This is a genomic window from Novosphingobium sp. (assembly GCF_032093395.1).
Taxonomy (GTDB): domain Bacteria; phylum Pseudomonadota; class Alphaproteobacteria; order Sphingomonadales; family Sphingomonadaceae; genus Novosphingobium.
This window is the reverse complement of sequence record NZ_DAMDBA010000037.1, coordinates 1-20,262: the sequence shown is the minus strand read 5'-3', so window position 1 is coordinate 20,262 and position 20,262 is coordinate 1. Positions and strand designations below refer to the sequence as shown.

General features: G+C 65.4%; 12 protein-coding genes. 6 read left to right on the top strand and 6 right to left on the bottom strand.

Translation table 11 applies throughout. From position 1 onward, the window contains the following. Window positions 1–20: 20 nt before the first annotated feature. Together RT424_RS13535 and RT424_RS13530 are read right to left on the bottom strand one after the other, a co-directional pair. Window positions 21–2,717: a TonB-dependent receptor gene (locus tag RT424_RS13535; RefSeq protein WP_313439037.1), complete on the bottom strand. Its 2,697-nt coding sequence runs from the start codon at window positions 2,715–2,717 to the stop codon at window positions 21–23. Window positions 2,718–2,973: 256 nt separating this feature from the next. After that, complete coding sequence (locus RT424_RS13530) at window positions 2,974–4,524, bottom strand: family 43 glycosylhydrolase (RefSeq protein WP_313439034.1); 1,551 nt, start codon at window positions 4,522–4,524, stop codon at window positions 2,974–2,976. 358 nt (window positions 4,525–4,882) lie between these two features. Here RT424_RS13530 and RT424_RS13525 point away from each other — a divergent pair, with 358 nt between their 5' ends. Genes RT424_RS13525 through RT424_RS13515 form a run of 3 tightly spaced genes read left to right on the top strand, consistent with a single transcriptional unit; the run spans window position 4,883 to window position 11,930 of the window. Continuing rightward, window positions 4,883–7,237 carry a DPP IV N-terminal domain-containing protein gene (locus RT424_RS13525; protein WP_313439032.1) on the top strand — a complete coding sequence of 785 codons (2,355 nt, stop codon included), beginning with the start codon at window positions 4,883–4,885 and terminating at the stop codon, window positions 7,235–7,237. Window positions 7,238–7,284: 47 nt separating this feature from the next. Further along, entirely contained in the window at window positions 7,285–10,059 is a 2,775-nt protein-coding gene (locus RT424_RS13520) for a DUF5695 domain-containing protein (RefSeq protein WP_313439029.1), read from the top strand. Window positions 10,060–10,061: 2 nt separating this feature from the next. Further along, complete coding sequence (locus RT424_RS13515; protein WP_313439026.1) at window positions 10,062–11,930, top strand: Svx/AvrXca family virulence/avirulence protein; 1,869 nt, start codon at window positions 10,062–10,064, stop codon at window positions 11,928–11,930. Here RT424_RS13515 and RT424_RS13510 read toward each other — a convergent pair. Next, the gene (locus RT424_RS13510) at window positions 11,902–12,969 is read right to left on the bottom strand and encodes an acyltransferase (RefSeq protein WP_313439023.1); all 1,068 of its coding nucleotides are present in this window, start codon (window positions 12,967–12,969) and stop codon (window positions 11,902–11,904) included. The genes RT424_RS13515 and RT424_RS13510 overlap by 29 nt on opposite strands. A 174-nt stretch (window positions 12,970–13,143) precedes the next feature. After that, window positions 13,144–15,219, bottom strand: a complete 2,076-nt coding sequence (locus RT424_RS13505; protein ID WP_313439020.1) for an AsmA family protein — start codon at window positions 15,217–15,219, stop codon at window positions 13,144–13,146. A gap of 273 nt (window positions 15,220–15,492) precedes the next feature. On the opposite strand from RT424_RS13505, the gene RT424_RS13500 reads away from it, so the two are divergent. Further along, on the top strand, window positions 15,493–17,208 hold the full coding sequence (locus RT424_RS13500; RefSeq protein ID WP_313439017.1) for a methyl-accepting chemotaxis protein: 1,716 nt from the start codon (window positions 15,493–15,495) through the stop codon (window positions 17,206–17,208). A gap of 265 nt (window positions 17,209–17,473) precedes the next feature. After that, complete coding sequence (locus RT424_RS13495; protein WP_313439015.1) at window positions 17,474–18,145, top strand: homogentisate 1,2-dioxygenase; 672 nt, start codon at window positions 17,474–17,476, stop codon at window positions 18,143–18,145. 10 nt (window positions 18,146–18,155) lie between these two features. On the opposite strand, the gene RT424_RS13490 is transcribed toward RT424_RS13495, so the two are convergent. Continuing rightward, window positions 18,156–18,536, bottom strand: a complete 381-nt coding sequence (locus RT424_RS13490) for a LysR family transcriptional regulator (RefSeq protein WP_313439012.1) — start codon at window positions 18,534–18,536, stop codon at window positions 18,156–18,158. A 261-nt stretch (window positions 18,537–18,797) separates the two neighbouring features. Between RT424_RS13490 and RT424_RS13485 the strand changes: the two genes are divergently transcribed. Then, a complete protein-coding gene (locus RT424_RS13485; RefSeq protein WP_313439010.1) occupies window positions 18,798–19,448 on the top strand; it encodes a YitT family protein in 651 nt (216 codons plus the stop codon). On the opposite strand, the gene RT424_RS13480 is transcribed toward RT424_RS13485, so the two are convergent. Next, a complete protein-coding gene (locus tag RT424_RS13480; RefSeq protein WP_313439007.1) occupies window positions 19,445–20,128 on the bottom strand; it encodes a response regulator transcription factor in 684 nt (227 codons plus the stop codon). The genes RT424_RS13485 and RT424_RS13480 overlap by 4 nt on opposite strands. Between the last annotated feature and the right edge of the window lie 134 nt (window positions 20,129–20,262).

Below are 20,262 nucleotides of genomic sequence, written 5' to 3'. Positions count from 1 at the left end.
TGGCTATTTATGCGCAGCCGTCAGAAGCGGAAGCGGACGCTGCCCTGAACCGTGCGGGCCAGGCTGCGGACGCCCAGCGGCAGCAGGTTCTGACTGCCGTGGTAGCGGAACACGTCGCTGCCCAGGATGTTCGACGCTTCCAGCGAGAGCGTCATGAACGATACCGGCGTGTAGTTGACGGCGGCGTCAAGGCGATCAGTCGCGCCGTAGTAGGGCGAATACATCGCGCGGTCGTCACCGTCGCCGTCCAGCCAGAAGCCCGAGCGGTAGGAGGAGCGGTAGTTGTAGGCCACGCGGGCGCTGAAGCTCGGCGTATCGTAGAACAGCGTGGCGTTGGCGGTCCACTTCGAGGTGTCGGGCGAGTCGAATTCGCCAGGGAAGCTCTCCTCGTCGTCGTATTCCACGCGCGCCTTCAGGATGTGTGAGGCGTTGAGGCTGACGCCGAAGTTGCTGAGAGCGCCCGGCAGGAAGTCGAAGAACGTCTGCACCGTGCCTTCCAGGCCGATGAAAGTGCCGTCTCCAGCGTTACGTTCCATGGCGATAATGCCCGATTCCGCATCGTAATCGGCCACATTAACGCCATAAGCAGCCATTTGCGCAGCCGATGCCGGTTCGCGGCTCCAGAGGAGGAAGCCGGTGGCTTTTTTGTAATAGCCGGCGAACGAGATCTGACCGCCGCGTCCGAAGTAGTATTCCGCGCTGACGTCGAATGCACGCTCACGCTGTGCTTTCAGTTCGGGATTGCCCGCATCGACGACTGGCGGATTGTTCGCCGTGTTGATCGAGAAGAACGGGCGCATGGAATAGAACGAAGGGCGTTGAACGTTGGTGGTGTAGGACAGGCGCAGCTGTGCCTTCGGCGTGAAGTGGATGATGGCCGACGCGCTGGGCAGGATATCGGCATAGTTGCCCGATCCCTCGGCGTCCTCGACGGCGGTTCCGGGGCGATAGCCGAAGCTGCGCGAGGTGCCCCAGGTGTTGGTGTAGCGCACGCCGGCCAGGCCTTCGACCGGGATGGTGCCCATGTCGAACCCATAGGCGAGTTGCGCGTAGGCGGCGAAGTTGTACTCCTTCGAGCTGAAGGTCTGGCCCTGGTCGCTCGGCGGATAGATGCTGGCGAAGCGATCGGCATTACCCGGGTTGTACTGCTGGATGAAGGCGCGCACCTGGTCGATCTGGCTCAGGACCACCGAGCCGGGGATGCGATACCATTGCGCGGTCGAGCCGCTGATGTCCGGGCCGACCAGCGATGCCGTGTCGTAACCGGGGAACAGGCTGAGCGGAGCGGGTTGTCCGTTGACCAGGGGCAAACCATCGCGATAGCCGTAATAGCGGCTGGTGCGGCGCTGGTTGTAGCGACCGCCGACCTGAAGGCTGCGCAGCAGCGAGGTGTCACTGAGCTGAAGCGTCAGGTCCGTCTGCGCCGCGAATTCCTTGTTCTTGGAACCGCCACGGTTATCCTGGAAGCGCTGTATGCCGTAGCTGGAAAGGTCGTTCACATCGACACCGTTGAAGGTGATCGAGGGCGCGCCCTTGCTGTAAACGTCCGAGGCGAAATCCACCGAGGCGGAAGTCAGCCCCTGGGGCCTCAGGATGCTTTCGACGAAGTAGTTTCCTTCGTTCGACCAGTTATACTGGACGCTGCTGTTGATCTGGACTTTATCCGAGTGCCAGTGGGCCTCGAAGTTGGTCGTGTAGAGATTCGAGTGAATCGTGTTGTACAGCGAATCGATACCGGCATTGATCCCATTGGGATTGCTGATCGTCAGTGAACGAACGGTCTTGCCGTCCGGCTGGAGCACGATATCGCTGTAACTGCCCGTCCCGATATAGGGCATATCCTGAACGTAGAGTCGTTCCACCGAACGCTTCTCGCGCGATCCCATGTAGCCGCCTTCAAGCACGAAATCGAGCTTGTCGCTGGGCTTCCACTGAAGCACCGCATTCAGCGACGGGCGCTTCACGTTGCCTTGCTCGATACCGTATTGGGCGCGGTAGGGGATGACGATGGTATTGCCGCCCACTACGGTCTTGGTGGGCGATTCGCTGTCGATGTAGTTTTCGCGGTAGTTGGTCTTGGTCCACGATCCGTTCAACAGGAAGCCGATCTCACCGATACCGGTATCAAAGCGGTTGGCGACCAGAAGGCTGGCGTAAGGACTGACCTTTTCCGACTGATCGTCATAAGAGCCGCGAAGGCTGCCCGCGACCGTCAGGCCCTTCTTCATGTCGAAGGGGCGGCGCAGTTCGACGTTGACGGTGCCGGCGATCCCGCCTTCCACTTGATCGGCAGAGCGCGTCTTGTAGACGTCCACCTGCTTCAGCAGTTCCGCCGGGATGTCGGACAGGCTGATGGCGCGGCCGTCACCCAGGTTGGTGTTGTTGCCGTTAAGCGTCGTCTGCACCTGGTCCAGGCCGCGAATGGTGACCTTCTGGCCCTGACCGCGGGCGCGGTCGATCTGCACGCCGGTTACGCGGGCGAGCGCTTCGGGGACGTTGTTGTCGGGCAGCTTGCCGACGTCTTCCGCCACGACGGAATCGACGATCTGCTTCGAGTTCTTCTTCTTGGTGGCAGCCGCTTCCACGCTTCCGCGCACGCCGGTCACGACGATGTCGGTTCGGGGGGCCTCACTCTGGTCGGACAATTCTTCGGCCGTTGCGCTGCCCGCCTGCGCCCAGGCGGGCGCGGCGACGCCGAGCACCGCGATTGAAGTCAAGGCAGTCGACAGCTTGAGGACTTTTACCGATGTCATAGAAAACCCCCTGTTTTGATCCCTCGGCACCTTCGTTTCGGCGCCCTTGCTTATATCGTATACGTCCTACGATATCTGAATCGAGTCAAGGCAATTGTGACGATTCGGAAATATTTTGTCTGACTAATCCCTGGCAGGCGAAATTTCCGCAAAGCCCATGCAAAAAGGAGCGCAAGCCTGGGCTCGCGCTCCTCGAAAAGTTTGTCGGAAAGAGCAGTGCTTAAGGGCAGGATGCCGGTGCCGGCCCCTCGCCGCGGATCGACATTGGAGCGGCCTTCGGGGCCAGCACTTCCCATTCCTGCACGGCGAGCGCCGCGTGGGTCTTGCCGTCCGTGGAGGCATCCATCACCGCGCGCAGGCAGCGGGTGGTGATCTTGCGGAACGTCACGTTCTGGAAGCTGTCGGTTGCGGTGCCATAGGCACTTGCGCCCGGCACGGGCTTCCAACCGGCTCCGCCCCAGTATTCGAGGTGCCAGTTCGCCGGAGGCGCCACGCCCATGCCCGAGCCCGCGGGCTGGTCGTTCCAGAACTGGATGCGCGATCCGTCGATCGTCACCGGCTTGTCCCAGCGGTACTCGATCCACTGGCGCGGCGGATTGGCGGGCGACCAGCTTCCCCACATGTCGGGCGGCAGCGGGGCCTCCTTGACCACGCCGTTGTTGAGCGCCTTGATCCAGAACTGGACCGGGACCGGATCGTTGGATGCGGTGGCCCAGGCGGAACGGGCGATATTGCGGCTGGGGGGCAGTGGCGGTTGCGGGCGCAAGGTGGGCACGACCGTGCGGATGCGCGCGGGGGTAACGCTGTCGTCCCACTCCATCCTGTCCAGCGCCACGCTGCGCCGGAAATGGCCGCCGCCTTTGGCATCCGCCGTGTGATAAGCCAGATACCATTGTCCCTTGAACTCGACGGCGCCGGGGTGCGAGGTGGTGGAGGATACCGGCTTCAGCACGATGCCGCGATACGTCCAGGGCCCCATGGGCGACGGTGCCGTGCCATAGGCGATACAGGCATAGTAGACGGCAGGCGTGCAATCCGAGGTCGGCCCCGCCTTGTTGCCGGCATAGAGCATGTAATAAGTGCCCTTGCGCTTCATGATCCAGGGGGCCTCGAAGAACCCGGTCAGGCCGGTCAGCGTCTGTTCCGGGCCCTTCGGCGTGATCATGTCGCGTGCAAGCTCCATGCCCCGCACTTGCCCGAAGGTGCCCCAGTAGATGTAGACCCGGCCATCGTCGTCGATCAGGACGGTGGGATCGATGTTCTGGATCGTGTTGGCGACCGGCACTTTCTGCGAGATGATCGGGCCGGAGGGGTGGGCATCGCGCCACGGGCCAAGCGGGCTGTCCGCTACCGCCACGCCGATCGCAAAGCGATCCTGCGCATCGCTGTTCTTCTCCAGCACCGGCGCATAGAGGTAGTAGCGCCTGGCTCCTTCGCGGCTCTCCGGCCCCTCGACGATCTGTCCGGCATAGGCGCGCGCTTCTTCCGCCCAGGCGAAGACGTTCTCCGGCTTGATGGTTGCGGGATAGTGCGTCCACTTGCCCGAGGCGGGATCGCCGGTCCGGAGCAATTGCCATTCGGGCATGATGAAGTCGTTGACGTCGCTCGCCGCCATGTCGCGGCCCGCCAGGATCCACAGGTTCCCTTCCGCCACGAAAGGAGCCGGGTCGGTCGAGTAGTAGTCTCCCTCGGCCAGAATCGGATTGCCGGGTACTGTAAGTTCCTGAGGGACCGCTGCCGATGTCTGCTGGGCCGAGGCTACGGAAGCCAAAGCGCCCGCAGCGAGGAATCCGGCGGCCAGACCGGTCCGATTCCCGTTTTTGCGCCGACTACTTCCCATCATCCACCAACCCCTGTCGAATATCGTATACAATACTGAAGGGTGATGGCTGGGGAAGTCAATCCCCCGTGAACGCGCTGTAAACCGGCGTAATGCCCCATCATTACCACTGCAATTCCGCGCTTTGCAGGAACCATGGTCCTTGGCGCCCCAGGAAAGTTGTCAACGGCGTCCCCGTCAAGACAAGACCAACAGAACTGATCATATATCGTATAATGTTCTTGACGCTTTGAGGCCGCCGCGTCATGACAACATGGCTTTTCCTGAAATAACCGAACGGTCTGCTGTCGTGAGTGCTTCGATCTCCCGTCTGTCGAAATCCCTCAGCCTCGGCGCGCTCGCCTGGGCGAGTCTGGCGGTCGCGGGATCGGCCGAGGCTCGCGAGACGCCCCGTTCGACGCCTGTGCCGAGCATCGACCAGCGTTATGCCGAAGCGGACAAGTACCTTGGCGCAACCCTGGGCGACCTGATCGACAATGCGGATATCGCGCCGCGTTTCGTGGAAGGCGGCCTGTTCTATCGTACCGGCAATCGACTGGACCAGCGTTACCAGTTCCTCGACCTTGCGACGCGGGAAGTCCGGCAGGTTTCCACGACTGCCGATCTCCTTGCGGCGCTTTCCTCGGCCAAGGGCGCGTCCGTTTCGATCGATGAAGCGCGGATCGCCGAGGTGGAATACGATCCGGCCAAACGCACCATCGGCCTGCGGGCCTTCGACGGCGCGCTCTGGAGCGTCGATGCCGCCGGCAAGGCCGTGGAACTGGAAAAGGCGGATCACCGCGACCTTGATCTGTCCTCGCCCGACGGCAAGACCAGGATCGTCGCACGGGACTTCAACCTCCATGCCGTGGACATCGCCAGCGGCCGGGAGATCGCACTCACCACCGACGGGACGCGCGAGCAGCCCTATGGCCGCTCAATTCCCCAACTTGCGGATATCCTGCGCGAGGGCACCGAGGAGCCGGCCATGCCGGTATCGGCGCAATGGTCGCCGGACGGGCGCTATCTGCTGACGTGGCGGCTGGACACGCGCGAGGTCCGGAAGCTTTCGATCACCCAGCAGAATCCGCAGGACAGCCTCTATCCGCGCAGCTTCAGCTACGTCTATCCGCTGGCCGGCGCCGAGAAGTTGCCGCAGGCGCAGAGGCTGGTGATCGACGTCCGGGAAGCGCTGAAGAAGGGCAAGGCACGGATCGTGCCGATCCAGGTGCCGTCCGAATCCATTCTCTATCCTTCGCCGCCCGACATGGGCTGGCTGGACGGCAAGATCCGCGTGCTCTGGACCGAGCGCGGGTACAAGCAACAGGCCGTCTATCTGGCCGATCCCGCGACCGGTGCGGCCCGGATCATCGCCCATGAAGCGGTGAAGCCGGTCGTCACCGTCACCTCCAGCATGATCTTCCCCTCGCCCGAACTGGGCGGCGAACTCTCGATCTCCGAAAGGACCGGCTGGGCGCAGCTCTATCTGGTGACGCCGGAGGATCCGGATGGCGGAAAGGCGCTGACCACAGGTGAGTGGGAAGTGCTGTCGGTGGATAACGTGGCCGAGGACAAATCCTCGCTCGTGGTGACCGGCGTGGGCCGTGAGGCGGCGCGCAATCCCTATTGGCGGGCGCTCTATCGCGTGCCGACCAAGGGCGGCGCGCCGGTCGAACTGACGCCCGAGCCGCTCGATCACGATGCTTCGGTTTCGCCGGACGGCAAGTGGATCGTCGACCAGATGTCCAGCCCCACCTCGCCGACCCGCGCCGTGCTGCGCGACGGCGCGACCGGGCGCATCGTCCAGGAACTGGCGCGTGCGGACGACAGCCGCCTGCTGGCGACCGGCTATACCCCGCCCGAACCGTTCCAGGGCGTGGCGGCGGACGGCACCACGCCGATCTACGGCATGATCTACCGCCCGGCGCACTTCGATCCGAAGCGGCGTTATCCGGTGATCGACAATGTCTATACCGGGCCGACCACGACCGACGTTCCCGCCACCTGGAGCGCCGCGCGGCGCGTGCCGGGCAACAGCGTGGCGCAGATCGGCGCCATCGTGGTGATGATCGACGGCACCGGCACCTCGCGCCGGGGGCAGAAGTTCCGCCTCCCGGCCTTCCAGAACCTGGGCGAAGTAGGGCTGGACGATCACATCGCGCTGATCCGCCAGATGGCCGCGAAGTATCCCTATATGGACGCGAACCGCGTGGGCGTGTTCGGCGGCTCCGCAGGCGGCTACGACACCGCGCGCTTCCTCCTGCGGCGGCCGGACTTCTTCAAGGTGGGCGTGGCGTCCTCGGGCAATCACGACCTTCGGCTCGACAAGACCTGGTGGCCGGAAGTCTCGATGGGCTATGCCGACGAGGCGACCTGGGAGCGCAATTCCAACATGTCGGTCGCGCATCAGCTCAAGGGCCATCTGCTGCTGGTTCACGGCGACATCGACGACAATGTGCCGGTCACCGAAAGCTTCCGCCTGGCCAAGGCGCTGATGGATGCCGAGCGCGACGTGGATCTGATCGTCATGCCGAACGCCACGCACAACGTCTATCGCCCCTTCTTCTGGAAGAAGTTGCGCGATTACTTCACCCAATACCTGCTCGGCGAAACACCGCCTGCGCTCGGCCCGGTCAAGGCCGCCAATACACAGCCAGTTCGATAAAATCCGGCCATTAGAATCCGGCCAACAAAATCTCGTGAGGACTTGAAATGAAGCGTCTCCTGAAGCCCCTGCCGCTTGTCGCCCTCATGCTCGGCACGGTTCCGGCCATTCTGCCGACGACCGTTGCCTATGCCCAGGAAGGAGAGGCGCAGAAGCCGAAGAAGGTCTTCCCGCCGATCCAGCGGACGGAGATACAGACCCCGGCCTTCGACCTGGCGCTGCGCGCGGATACCCAGACGCTGGCGCACCTTTCCCCCAAGGGCGAGGCCGCGTTCGACTTCGTTCCGGCGGGCCGCGAGGCGGAGCGGGCGGGTGACGGCTATGTCCATATCGGCGACATCCACATCCGCCTGAAGACGGCGGGTTCCGACTGGCAGGACTATTCCTCGGCCCGCGCGCGCAAGCAGATCGCGCCGCTGGCGGGCGGCTCCGGCGTGCTTGCCGCTGCAGACATCACCGCCTCGATGGGCCTTTCCGCAAATGGGGGGGCAATGCCGCTGAAGGTCGAGCGCCGCTGGGTGAACGAGGCGGGCGTGCTCGCCATGCGCTTCACGCTGGTGAACACCAGCAGCGCGCCGGTGGAGATCGGTGGGCTGGGTATGCCGATGGTGTTCGACAACATCATCCTCGACCGCGAACTCGATTCCGCCCATGCCGAGGCGAGCTTCGTCGATCCCTACATCGGCCGCGATGCGGGCTATCTTCAGGTCACTCGCCTCAACGGACGCGGCCCGGCGCTGCTGGTCCTGCCCGAAAAGGGCACGCCGCTGGAAGCCTACCGCCCGATCATCGAGGCGCGCGCGGCCAAGAACGGCGATATCTTCACCGACCGCAGCCCGCGCAGCCAGGTGTCGGAAGGCTTCTACGACTGGACCGTGGCCAGCAAGGGCTTCGCCGAGAAGGAATGGGCCAAGGCCGGCCAGCAGTGGAACGAGCCGACCAGCCTCACCCTGGCGCCGGGCGAAAGCCGCACCATCGGCCTGCGCTTCGTGACCGCGCCCAGCATCCGCGCGATCGAGGATACGCTGGTCGCCAACAAGCGTCCGGTGGCCGTGGGTATCCCCGGCTACGTGGTACCCACCGACCAGACCGCCAGCCTCTTCCTCAAGACGCCGAGCAAGGTCGCGAAGATCGAATCCTTCCCCGAAGGCGCGCTCACCGCGACGTCCGAAAAGAACGGGAACGGCTGGGCCCGCTACCAGGTCAAGGCCTCGGGCTGGGGCCAGGCGCGGCTGACGGTGACCTATGCAGACGGCCAGAAGCAGACCGTCAGCTACTACATCACCAAGCCGCTCGATCAGGTCATGGCCGATATCGGCAATTTCACCACGACCAACCAGTGGTTCGAAGGCAAGGGCGACCCGTTCCACCGCAGCCCCGCGATCCTGTCCTACGACCGCGAGGACAACAAGATCCTCACGCAGGACGGCCGCGTCTGGGTGGCCGGGATGAGCGACGAGGGCGGCGCGGGATCGTGGGTCGCCGCGATGATGAAGCAGCTCGACAATCCGAAGCCGGATGAAGTCGCCAAGCTGGAGCGCCTCGTCAACGAGACCGTGCTCGGCACGCTTCAGGTCAAGGACGGTGCGCAGGCGGGTGCGGTGAAGAAGAGCATCTTCTACTACGACCCGGTCGAGTTCCCGAACTACTACGACCCCAAGATCGACTGGAAGAGCTGGACCGCCTGGTCGAAGAAGGACTCGAACGACCTCGGCCGCTCCTACAACTACCCCCACGTCGCCATCGGTCACTGGGTGCTTTACCGTCTCGCGCGCGACAACCAGGGGCTGGTCAAGCAGCACGACTGGAAGTTCTACCTCGACTGGGCCTATCGCACGACTGTGGCGATGATGCGGGACGCGCCCTATTATGCGCAGTTTGGCCAGATGGAAGGCGATGTTTTCGTCGATATCCTCAAGGATCTGAAGCGCGAGAGGATGACCGCCGAGGCGACCGAGATGGAGGGCCTGATGAAGGCGCGCGCCGATCACTGGCGCACGCTGAAGTATCCGTTCGGCAGCGAGATGGCGTGGGATTCCACCGGCCAGCCGGAAGTCTATGCCTGGATGCGCTACTTCGACTTCCAGCCGCAGGCGGACGAAACGCGCGAAGTGATCCTGGGCTACGATCCGACCATCCCCAGCTGGGGCTATAACGGCAATGCCCGCCGCTACTGGGACTTCCTCTACGGCGGCAAGGTCTCGCGCATCGAGCGCCAGATCCACCACTATGGCTCGGCGCTCAACGCGGTGCCGCTGTTCGACGCCTATCGCCAGAATCCCACCGACCTGCACCTGCTGCGCGTGGCCTACGGCGGCATGATGGGCGGCGTGACCAATATCGACCAGCAGGGCTTCGGCTCGGCGGCCTTCCACTCCTGGCCCGACATGATGAAGTGGGACGCGATCACCGGCGACTACGGCATGGGCTTCTATGGCCATGCGATTACTGCCGCCAGCTATGTCGTGCAGGATCCGCAGCTGGGCTGGCTGGGCTTCGGCGGCGACCTGACTGCCAAGGGCGCCAAGGTCCATATCGCACCGAAGGACGGCGCGCGCCGCCGCCTGTTCATCGCCCCGGCCGGTCTCTGGATCACGCTGGAAGCAGGCCGCATCCAGAGCGCGGACTATGACGCGAAGACCGGCAAGGTCTTGCTGACGCTCGACCCCGCCTCGGCCACGGCGCCCACCGCGCGCCTGCTGTTCGAAACCACCACGGCGGGCGGCAAGGCTTACGGCGTCGATACCGGCACGGCCGATCGCGGCGGCTATGCGGTTACCCTGGGCAGCGGCACCACCACCGTCACGCTGAGCCCGCGCTGACCATGAAGCACCTTCTGCAGGCATCGGCGCTCGTGCTCTCCGTCCCTGGAGCAGTCATTTCCACGGCGCCGGTGCTTGCGGCCCCGGCCACCGGCTCCACACCGAGTGCAGCCTGCGTGGCCGGGGACTGGAAGGTTGCCGCCACGGACCCGTCGGATGCGGCCAATCTGGCGCTTCCGCTCCAGATGGAAAGCGTGCATTTCGCGCTGCACTGGAAGCCCGGCACAGTGGATGCCGAGGTGGCGAAGGCGGCGGCGGCGCATCTCGAATATGTCTGGGGCTATTTCCTCGGCACCCTGAAGTTCCCCGAACCCCATTGCGGCTCGGGAGAGAAGTTCAAGGTGAATGCCTATGTCGGCGTGGGGTACGGGCTGACCGGCGGTACGGACCAGCTTGGCCACATGGGCATGTGGATCGATCCCGGCGCGCTCAAGGACCGCTTCGGCCTTGCTCACGAACTGACCCATGCCTTGCAGGCGGCGACGGGCCGCCTGATGGATTCGCCCCACACCGGCTGGCTGTTCGAGAGCCACGCCAACTGGATGACCGTGCAACTGCCCGAGTTCCGGCAGAACACCCATTGCTCCGTCCTGCTCAAGCAGTATCCGCACCTCTACTACGGTTCCACCCGCACGCGTTACTGCAACTGGCAGTTCCTTGAATATCTCAAGGACAAGCATGGCTTCGAGACGGTCAACGCGATCTGGCGGACCGCGCCGGGCAAGGACGATCCCGCGCGGCTCACCGCCGATCCCTTCAGCGTGCTCCAGCACAACATGGGATGGACGCAGGACCAGTTGAACGACACGTTCGGAGACTGGGCGCTTCATAACGCCAACTGGGACTATACCAATCCCGACGGCAGCGATCAGGGCGCGGTGTTCCGCCACAACTACGGCACTTACGACCAGACCACCGATGCCGGCATCCTCTCCGCGACGGTACTCGATCCTATCGACCTGAAACGCCGCCGCTTCGCCGTGCCGGAGATGTGGGCGCCGCAGCGCTGGGGCTACAACGTGGTGAAGCTGCACCCCGATGCCGCGCAGAGTCGGGTGACGGTGACCTTCCGGGGCGTGGTCCAGCAGGCGAGCGCCGTGGCCTTGCTCCCCGGCCTTGCCGACGAACCGGAAACGATCCCGCCGCCCGCCTCCGACTGGCGCTGGGGCTTGGTGGCGGTGGGAGCGGACGGCAAGAGCCGCTACACGCCGCTACAGCGCGGTGCCAAGGGTGCAGCGTCGATCGAGGTGCAATCGGGCGATACCGGGCTCTACCTCGTGGTCATGGCAACGCCCTCGCAGATGCAGAAGATCCGGTGGGATCAGCCGTACTATTCGATCTACCGCTACCCCTGGATGGTGCAGTTCGAAGGTGCCCTCCCCGATCGCTGGCAGCCTGGCGCGGCCGATCCCGTGGCGGGTGGCCATCGCCATGCGAACGGCGGCGGCTGGGTGGGTCCGAACGCCGTCGTGGCGAAGAGTGCCTGGGTCGGACCTTACGCCCGCGTGATCTCCGGCGCCGTCTCGGGCAAGGCGCGGATCGAGGATCACGCCGTGGTGCTGGATCAGGCGCAAGTGCGGGACGAAGCGGTGATCTCCGGCCTAACGGTGCTGCGCGGCGACACCGTGATCAGGGACAAGGCGCAGGCGTCCACCGCGATGCTGGGCATCGGTGAATATGAGAAGGGCATCGTCCTTTCGGGAACGGCGCGCAACATCGGCGATGTCGAGCAGCGGGGCGGTTCGGCCGCGACCGGGGTGTTCTACGGCTTCGTCGATCCCGGCACCGTCCAGGATGCACAGCACGGCGCGACGCTCACCGCGCCGGTGCCGGAAGTGACGGCTAAACCGCGCTATCGCTGGATACCCTGAACCTCGCGCCGGCCATCTTTTCGCGCACCGCTTTCGAGAGGAAGCGGCGCACCGGCTCGTCGTAGTACCGCCCGGCGATCCATGCCACCGCTACGGAAAGGGCCAGCCCCGCCGCAAGCTCCACTTTGCCGGGGGCGTCCAGCCTGGCCGCCAGCTTCGAAACGACGAACAGCAGCGGATAGTGCAGGGCGTAGATCGGGTAGGAGATGAAGGCGCTGAACCGCGCGACGGAGGCGCTTGCGGCACCTTCCCGGAATTCCAGCGATGACAGGATCAGCAGTGGATAGACGATCAGGACCATGACCAGTCCGTAGGCGCCTTTGAACGCGCCGAGCGAATGGGGCAGGAAAGTCACCGCCAGGATGATCGCCGCCAGCCAGAACGGGACGTTGATCTTCCAGCCTTCCCGCACGCGGTTGAGCGCCATGCCCATCACGAACGAGGGGAACACGTTCAGCATACCCCAGCCGATGTCGCCGTTGCGGAAACCCACGTTCAGCATGTTGAACTTCACGGCCAGCAGGGTGGACCCCGCCGCACCGAGAACCGCCAGCGCCAGGATTGCGCGGGTCGGCAACCGGCACAGGACCATCGCGAAGACGAGGTTGGCGACGATCTCGTAGAACAGCGACCAAAGCGGCCGGTCGATCGCGAACATCTCGCCCATCAGCGAAGGCGGCGCGGGCAGGCACAGCATCGAGAAGAGCGTGGCGAGGGCGAGCGAGGGCAAGTCCGGCTGGCCGGTGAGCAGCGACTCTCCCAGCCAATAGGCGAAGCCCAGCAGGCTGCCCAGCACGATCAGCGGATAGAGCCGGATCACGCGGCTCACCACGAACTTCCCCAGCGACATACCGCCCTGGCGCAGGCGATCGGCATAGGCGTGGTCGATCACGAAGCCCGAGAGGATGAAGAAGAAATTCACCGCCAGATGTGCCTGGTCGAAGAAATGCCCGCCCGGCCCCAGCCATCGACGGTGGAACAGCACGACCGCGACCGCCGCCACGCCGCGCAGCCCGTCCAGACCCAGGTAATGCTTCATCGACGCTCCTCTCGCGGCCTGATTGCAGACGTTGGCCGTGGATGATCATGTCGCGCCTTGTATGGCGTCGCATGGGCACAAGCGGGCGGGTATTCCGGATGAGGGCGGCGGCGAATTCGGCGGATTGGTGGGGTTTCAGGAGCTTCGCACGCGGCTACCGCGCGGTGGCGCCACTTAGTCGATCTTGCCGGCCTTCCCGGAGCCCACGTCGTCGCGGGGCTTGCCCTTGGTGGTGCGCTGGGCCTTGGCGGTCGCGCCTGCCAGTACGGGGCCGCAGGCGGCGGACTTGGCATCGCCCACGTCCACGAAGGCCAGGAGCCCGGCCACGGGCGTCGCCGCCACCGCGATCCCCAGCCCGATACCGGCACGACCGAGCAGTTCCGGACTGATCACCTGAAGCGAGGGCTTGGCGAAGTGTCCGCCGATGCCCACGGGCGACTGGCCCGAGAACAGGCTGAACTTCTTGCCATCGGCGCGGAAGGCCATGTCCACCGCCTCGGTATCGAAGCTGAAGCCGCCTCGGCCGGCGATGACGTTCTTGGACGTGTCGATCAGGATCGGATCGGCCGCCGCCGTGCCCCCGCGCACCGTGAAGGCCACCAGCCCGCAATTGAGCTCTACCGGCGCCTTCAGCTTGCCCTGGAACATCTTGGAGGCGAACGTGCCCAGGTCCAGTTCGGCCAACTGTACGTTGCGCGTCCAGACCGCGCCGCGCGGCATCACGAAGGCGATACGGCCGGAGGCGGAGGCCAGTGAATCGTGGATCGTATCGCCCCGTCCCGCCAGCTTGATCCGGCCGCGGATCGTGCCGGTGGTGCCCGATTCCGCGATGCCGTATCCGGCCAGAAGGCGTCCCATCGGCGTGGACTTGAGGCGGATGTCGTAGCTGACGGCGGAAGGCCGCTGCCGGGTGTCGAAGACAAGATCGGAAGCGACGTCGCCGCGTGCCATCGAGAAGGTCAGGGGGGAGAGCGCCAGTCGTCCACGTTCCAGGGAGAGGGTGAGGGCGATGTCCTGCACCGGCACGTTTCGCGACCGGATCGTGCGGATCTTCCAGTCCAGCCCCGCATCGAAACGCTGCATCGTCTCGACCGGAAGCGCGGCGTCGGGCAGCACGCGCTGCGCGCCGGCCCCGGTTGCAGCTGCGGCGGCCACCGCGCCTTTCGAGGCGACGATGTCCGGATTGTAGCCGATGAACGGCGCTGCATCGACGATGTCCAGCCGCCGAGTGACCAGCGCCGCGTCCAGCCGCAGGCGTTCGGCGTTCTTTACCGTGAGCGTGCCCGAAAGGTCCGACTGGCCGAACGTGCCGGTCAGGCCGGTGAAGCGATAGGTTTCGTCATCCTTCACGAGCTGGGCGCGCAGGGCGTAGCGGCGGGTCTGCGGAATGGCGACGTCGATGATGCCGAGCAATTCGGACAAGTCCCGTCCGCGTGCGCGAACCTTGAGCGGTACGTTCTCGAAATCGGCGATCGAGGGCAGGGTGCCGGAAACATCGACCTGGTTGTTGGCGGCCCAGGCCGTGAGTTCCAGCGCGTTCTGGCCGCGATTGACGGTCGCGTCGGGAGAGAGCAGCCGGGCACTGACCCGGAACGGGGTCTTGCGCAGCACACCGTCGCCACGAACCGATACGGCCTTGCCGATCCGCGTGTCCGTGGCGGTCACCGGGTCCACCACGAGATCGGCCAGCAGCGGCATTTGCGGATCGACGTAGCGGACGCGGGTATCGGTGATCGTGGCCTGGTCTATGCGCGGCAGTTCGAAGGGCTTGCCGCCTTCGCCGCTGCCGAACGTCCAGGTGTTGCGCTTGTGCGCCTTGTCCCATTCCAGATCCACCCGGCCGCCCTGAAGGTCGAGGCTATAGGCCCGCTGTCGCCCGAACAGCAGAGACAGCGGCGCGATGCGGGCTTCGATCCGCTTCGCCGCGAACATCTGCGGCCTCCCGGCCCAGTCGGGATTGCCCACGTTCAGCCCCTCGGCCAGGAACTTGATGCGCAGAGGCGCGAAATAGAGCTGGAAATCGCCGCCGACGCTGACCGGACGTCCCGCCGCCGAACTCGCCACCCGCTCGAAAGGATGCTTGAGGAAACGTCCCTTGGTGATGAACAGCACCAACCAGACGGTGAAGACGACAAGCACGATCGCGATCAGGACATTGCGCAGGATGCGCAGCAAGCGCGCGCGGCGGGCCTGCTCCGGCGGCTTCGGCCGCCCGCTGTCCTGCCCGTCGATCTGCGTCGCTGCATCCATGTCCTGTCTAAAGTCCGGCAGGCGAATTGGTTTCCCGGAGAGGCGCAGCCGCGCCACGCATGGTCGCAACAGCGGCCGTATGGGAGACGTTCCCACGCGGATCGGCGGCAAATCATGCAGGTTTGTTGCAAATCATCAAAAAACGTCGGGCATTGGCCGCCGCTGCGAGAGATCCTTCTATAAACCATTGCAGCCGCGCCCGCCCCGGAAAGATCAGCTCCGGGCCGTGCCCCGCGGCGGCATTCTCTCGTCTCCCCCCAACAGAGAAATTCCATGACCGCCATTCGTGCATTTCTGAAACGCCAGCAACTTTCCACCAAGGTTACGCTCATGACGGTGGGGGCGCTCGTGCTGCTTTCCGCCGTGTTCTTCATCGGCACCCGATTCCTGCTGGTGCAGGACGCCCGCGCCCAGGGCGAGGAACGCCTCGATACCAACATGCGGGTCGCGTGGTCCGTGCTCCAGTTCAGCGGGGTGGACTACACCCTCCGCGACGGTACGCTCTACGCCGGACAGACGCCGCTGAACGAGAACAACGCGGCGGTGGACCGCATGAAGGAACTGGTGGGCGGCACGGCCACGATCTTCATGGAAGACCAGCGCGTCGCCACCAACGTCCAGAACCCCGACGGTACCCGTGCGCTGGGCACGCGGCTTGCCACCGGCCCCGTCAAGGATGCCGTGCTGGGCCGTGGCGAGCCCTATCGCGGCGAAACCGAGATCCTGGGAACGCGCTATTTCGCGGCCTACGATCCGATCAAGGATTCCGGCGGCAAAGTGATCGGCGTGCTGTTCGTCGGCGTTTCGGCCGAGGATTTCTACCGCAATGTCGACAATCTCGGCTGGCATGTCCTGCTGCTGGCCGTGGTGGTTACGGCAATCGCCGCAGCCCTCTGCATGCGCGGCGCGCGGCAGCTTTTCGCACCGCTCGAAGCCGCCAGCGCGACGATGATGCGCCTGGCCAAAGGTGACAATCAGGTGGACATCGGCGAGACGGAGCGGCAGGACGAGATCGGCGGCATCGCGCGCGCTCTGCTGGTGTTTCGCGACGCGGCGGTGGCGAAGGAAGCCGCCGACCGCGAGCAGCGCCAGGTGGTGGAGCGACTGGCCGACAGCCTTGCAGACTTGTCCGCCGGCGATCTCACCGCCGAGATCGCCCAGGCCTTCCCCGTGAGCTACGAGGCGCTTCGCACCAACTACAATTCGGCGCTGTCCGGCCTGCGCGGACTGATCGGCGCTACCGGCGAGAGCACCTCGGCGATCCGGGGCAGCTCGTTCGAGATTGCCCAGGCGTCCGAAGACCTAGCTCGTCGCACCGAAGCCAGCGCCGCCAGCCTGGAGCAGAGCTCCGCCGCGCTTCAGGAAATCGACGACGGCCTGAAGGCTGGCGCCCAGGCGGCGACGGACACCGTGAATCGCGCCGACGAAGCCATCGCCACGGTCAGCGGCGGCCGCGCCGTGGCGGCGGAGGCGGTCGATGCCATGCGCCGCGTGTCCGACAGCGCGACCAATATCGACGGCGTGATCGAGGGCCTCGACAAGATCGCCTTCCAGACCCGCGTGCTCGCCATGAACGCCGCCGTGGAGGCCGGGCGCGCCGGAGAGGCCGGCAGGGGCTTCGCGGTCGTCGCCGATCTCGTCTCGGCATTGGCCAAGCGTTCGGAAGAGGAAGCCCGCAGCGCGCGCGAGCAGCTTTCCGTCACGCAATCGGAAATCGTCGCGGCGCTCGGCGCGGTGGAGCGGGTGGATGGCGCCTTCGAAGGCATCGCCGGAGACGTGGCGCAAGTCCACGTCCTGCTGGGCGGCATGGCGCATCGCAACCGGGCTTCGGCCACTTCGGTCAGCGAAATCACCTCCGCCATCGGCGCGATGAACGTGGCGACGCAGCAGAATGCCGCCATGGTCGAACAGGCCTCCGCCGCCGCGCGGGGCCTTACCGAGGAAGTGGACCGGCTGGCGGCCCAAGCCGCGCAATTCCGCGTCGCCTAGGCCATCAAGATCGGGCCTGCGGAGCGTTTTTCCCTTCGCAGGCAACGGTCGGCCCTTCGCGGCGTTGGGTAATTTCGATCTGTCGCCAAAACGACAATCGGTTATAGCGTCGCCGGCCATAGCATTTTCTAATCAGATGGAATCATCTGATGACTCGGAAAATGCGTGAAACCAGAAACTTAGAGCGGTCGATCCGATGCAATCGGATCAACTGCTCTAGTTGGGGGCGTAGATGACAGACGGTTGCAGAAGAGGTGCTTGCACGATGATCCGGGATTGCCTGCCTTTCGGTTCGGCGCTGCTGCTGGCGGCGATGGCGCCGATGAGCGCTGCCTGGGCTCAGGCCGCGCCCACGCCGCAGGTCACGCCCGAGCACTTTCCGATGCAGTCGCCGGTAGGGGCGCCTTCGGCGCCCGCCTCCCCTGCGCGCGCGCCCTCGGCGCCCGCCACGCCGGACCGCATTCCCAGCCCCATGGCCTGCTCGTCGGACCCGGTCGATCTGCCGCCCGAGCTTTCGGCCTGGAACAAGCGCCGGCCGCTGCTGGCGGCGCGCGATACCCGCTCGCTCTCGGGCGCGAAACTCATGATCGGCAAGGCTATCGAAGGCGGGCTGCGGCCTGCTGCCGAAATGCGCTATGCCCAGAAACCTGAAAAGCCGGGCGGTTCGACCAGCTTCGGCGGGCTCTATACCTTCGCCGTGGCCGAAAAGGGCGACTTCCGGATCGCGCTCGGCTCGGCGGCCTGGGTGGACGTGGTCAGGGCCGGCGCGAAGAAAGGCGACGGCACCGTCATGAAATCCACCGGCCACGGCCATGGTCCGGACTGCTCGGGCATTCGCAAGATGGTGGATTTCAAGCTTCAGCCCGGGACCTACCTGGTCCAACTGTCCGGCAGCGCGGCGGCGCGCTTGCCCTTGCTGGTCGCTCAGTTGCCCTGAGAGTTCGAATTCAGCGGTTCTTCGCGGCGAGCGGCTCTGGACGGAGCGCATCTTCCAGCGCGGCATAGTCCTCTGAACCACGAAGGGCGGCCATCTGCGCCTCAAGCCCGCGATACTGCGCGAGCACTTTGTGCCCCGCTTCCGTCACCCGCGCGCCGCGCTCGTGGCCGCCTCCGGCCACGGCTTCGACAAGGGGCGTTTTCCAGCAGCGGTTCATGGCATCCACCAGCAGCCAGGCGCGCCGGTAGCTCATGCCCATCGCCCGTCCGGCGGCCGAGATCGAGCCTTCGCGGTCGATGGCTGCCAACAGGTCGGCCTTGCCCGGACCCATGGCGATCTCGTCCCCGCAATAGAGGCGGGCTTGCAGTTTCAGGCGGGGTCTGGCGGTCATGCTCGGTCGGTCGTCAGGCGATAGGGTGGGACCAGCCTAGCCGACGCGCGGGGAAGGTGCGAGAGCGAAAGCGGCCGCCCCGTCCGGCACCTCATTGTGCAGATGCGAGAAGAATCGCTCGCGAAAGGGTTTCCCAGCGGCCTATCATTTCACCGGATGCCCCCGGAAAGTGGGAATATTCCGCGTTCGAAGCGATGCTCGACAGCGCCTTCGCAAGTGCATAAACGGCGCGCGAATCGTTCCTCCAACCGGGTTTTCGCCATGACCGCCATCCGTCACGGACGCATCGAGGACATCTATGCCATCGCGGTGGGCAGCCTGCTGATCGGGCTGGGCCTCACGATCCTCCATTCGGCAGGATTGGTGACCGGCGGCATGGCCGGCCTGGCGCTGCTGGTGGGCCATTTCCTGCCGCTGCCGCCGGGCCTGCTGTTCGCCGCGCTCAACCTGCCGTTCCTGTTCCTGGCGCTGCGGGCGATGGGCGCGCTGTTCACCTTGCGCACGATCGCGGCCAGCGGCGGCATCGCACTGGCATCGGTGCTGGCCGAGCATGCGCTGACGATCGAGGTGAAGGATCCCTTCGCCGCCGCCGTTGGTGCCGGGACGCTGCTGGGCATGGGCACCCTGGCAGTGGTTCGCCACGGCGCCGGGGTCGGCGGCGTGGGGATCGTGACGGTCTGGCTCCAGCAGAAGCGCGGCTGGAATATCGGACGCAGCCAGATGCTGATCGACTTTGCGATCCTGGCCGCCTCGTCCGCTTTCCTGCCGCTGGACAAGCTGGCCTGGTCGGCGACGAGCGCGATCGGCATGGGCGTGGTGACGGCGCTCTGGCTGCGGCCGGGCCGTTACGCGGGGTTCTCTCCCCTGCGCGCGGCGCGGCGGGCGGAAGCCGTCACCAGGGTCAGAACCTAGGGGCCGGTGAGGCGATAACCCACGCCCGGCTCGTTGCGGAGCATGACTGGCCGCGCGGGATCGTCCTCCAGCTTGCGGCGCACCCCGCGCGCGGCGACGCGCAGATATTCGACATCGCTTTCATGCCCCGGCCCCCAGACCGAGCGCAGCAACTGGGCATGGGTGATGACCCGCCCCGGATTGCACGCCAGCTCCGACAGCAGGCCGTATTCCTTGGGCGTCAGGTGAACTTCGCTGCCGCCCTTGCGCACCACGCGGGCGAGGAGGTCGATCTCGACGTCCCCGAAGCGAACGGGCTTCTGCGCCGTCCGGCTGGGGAGACGGTGGCGCAGGGCGGTGCGGATGCGGGCCAGCACTTCCTCGCTATCGAAGGGCTTCGAAACGTAGTCGTCCGCGCCCATGTCCAGCGCGGCCACTTTCTGGTCGGTGGCATCGCGGGCGGAGACGACGATCACGGAAGCCTGCTCTTTCAACGCCGGGATCAGTTCCAGCCCGTCGCGGTCGGGCAGGCCCAGGTCTAGCAGCACCACTTCGGGCTGGTCGATCGCCAGCGCGTTCAGCGCTTCGCGCGCGGTCCCGGCCTCCACCACGTCATAGCCGGCGCGCGCCAATCCCGAGCGCAGGAGACGACGAATGGCGGGTTCGTCATCGACGACGAGGATCTTGACGCTGGGCTTCATGCGGGAGGGCTTTTGCACGGGAATGCCATCGCCTGTCGAGAGCCGGGAGGCGGGCAAGCAGGATAGGGCTTTGGAGCCCGTTCGGAAATTCGCTGAAAGCGAATTTCGCGGCACCGGCCCGCGCCCCCACCCTA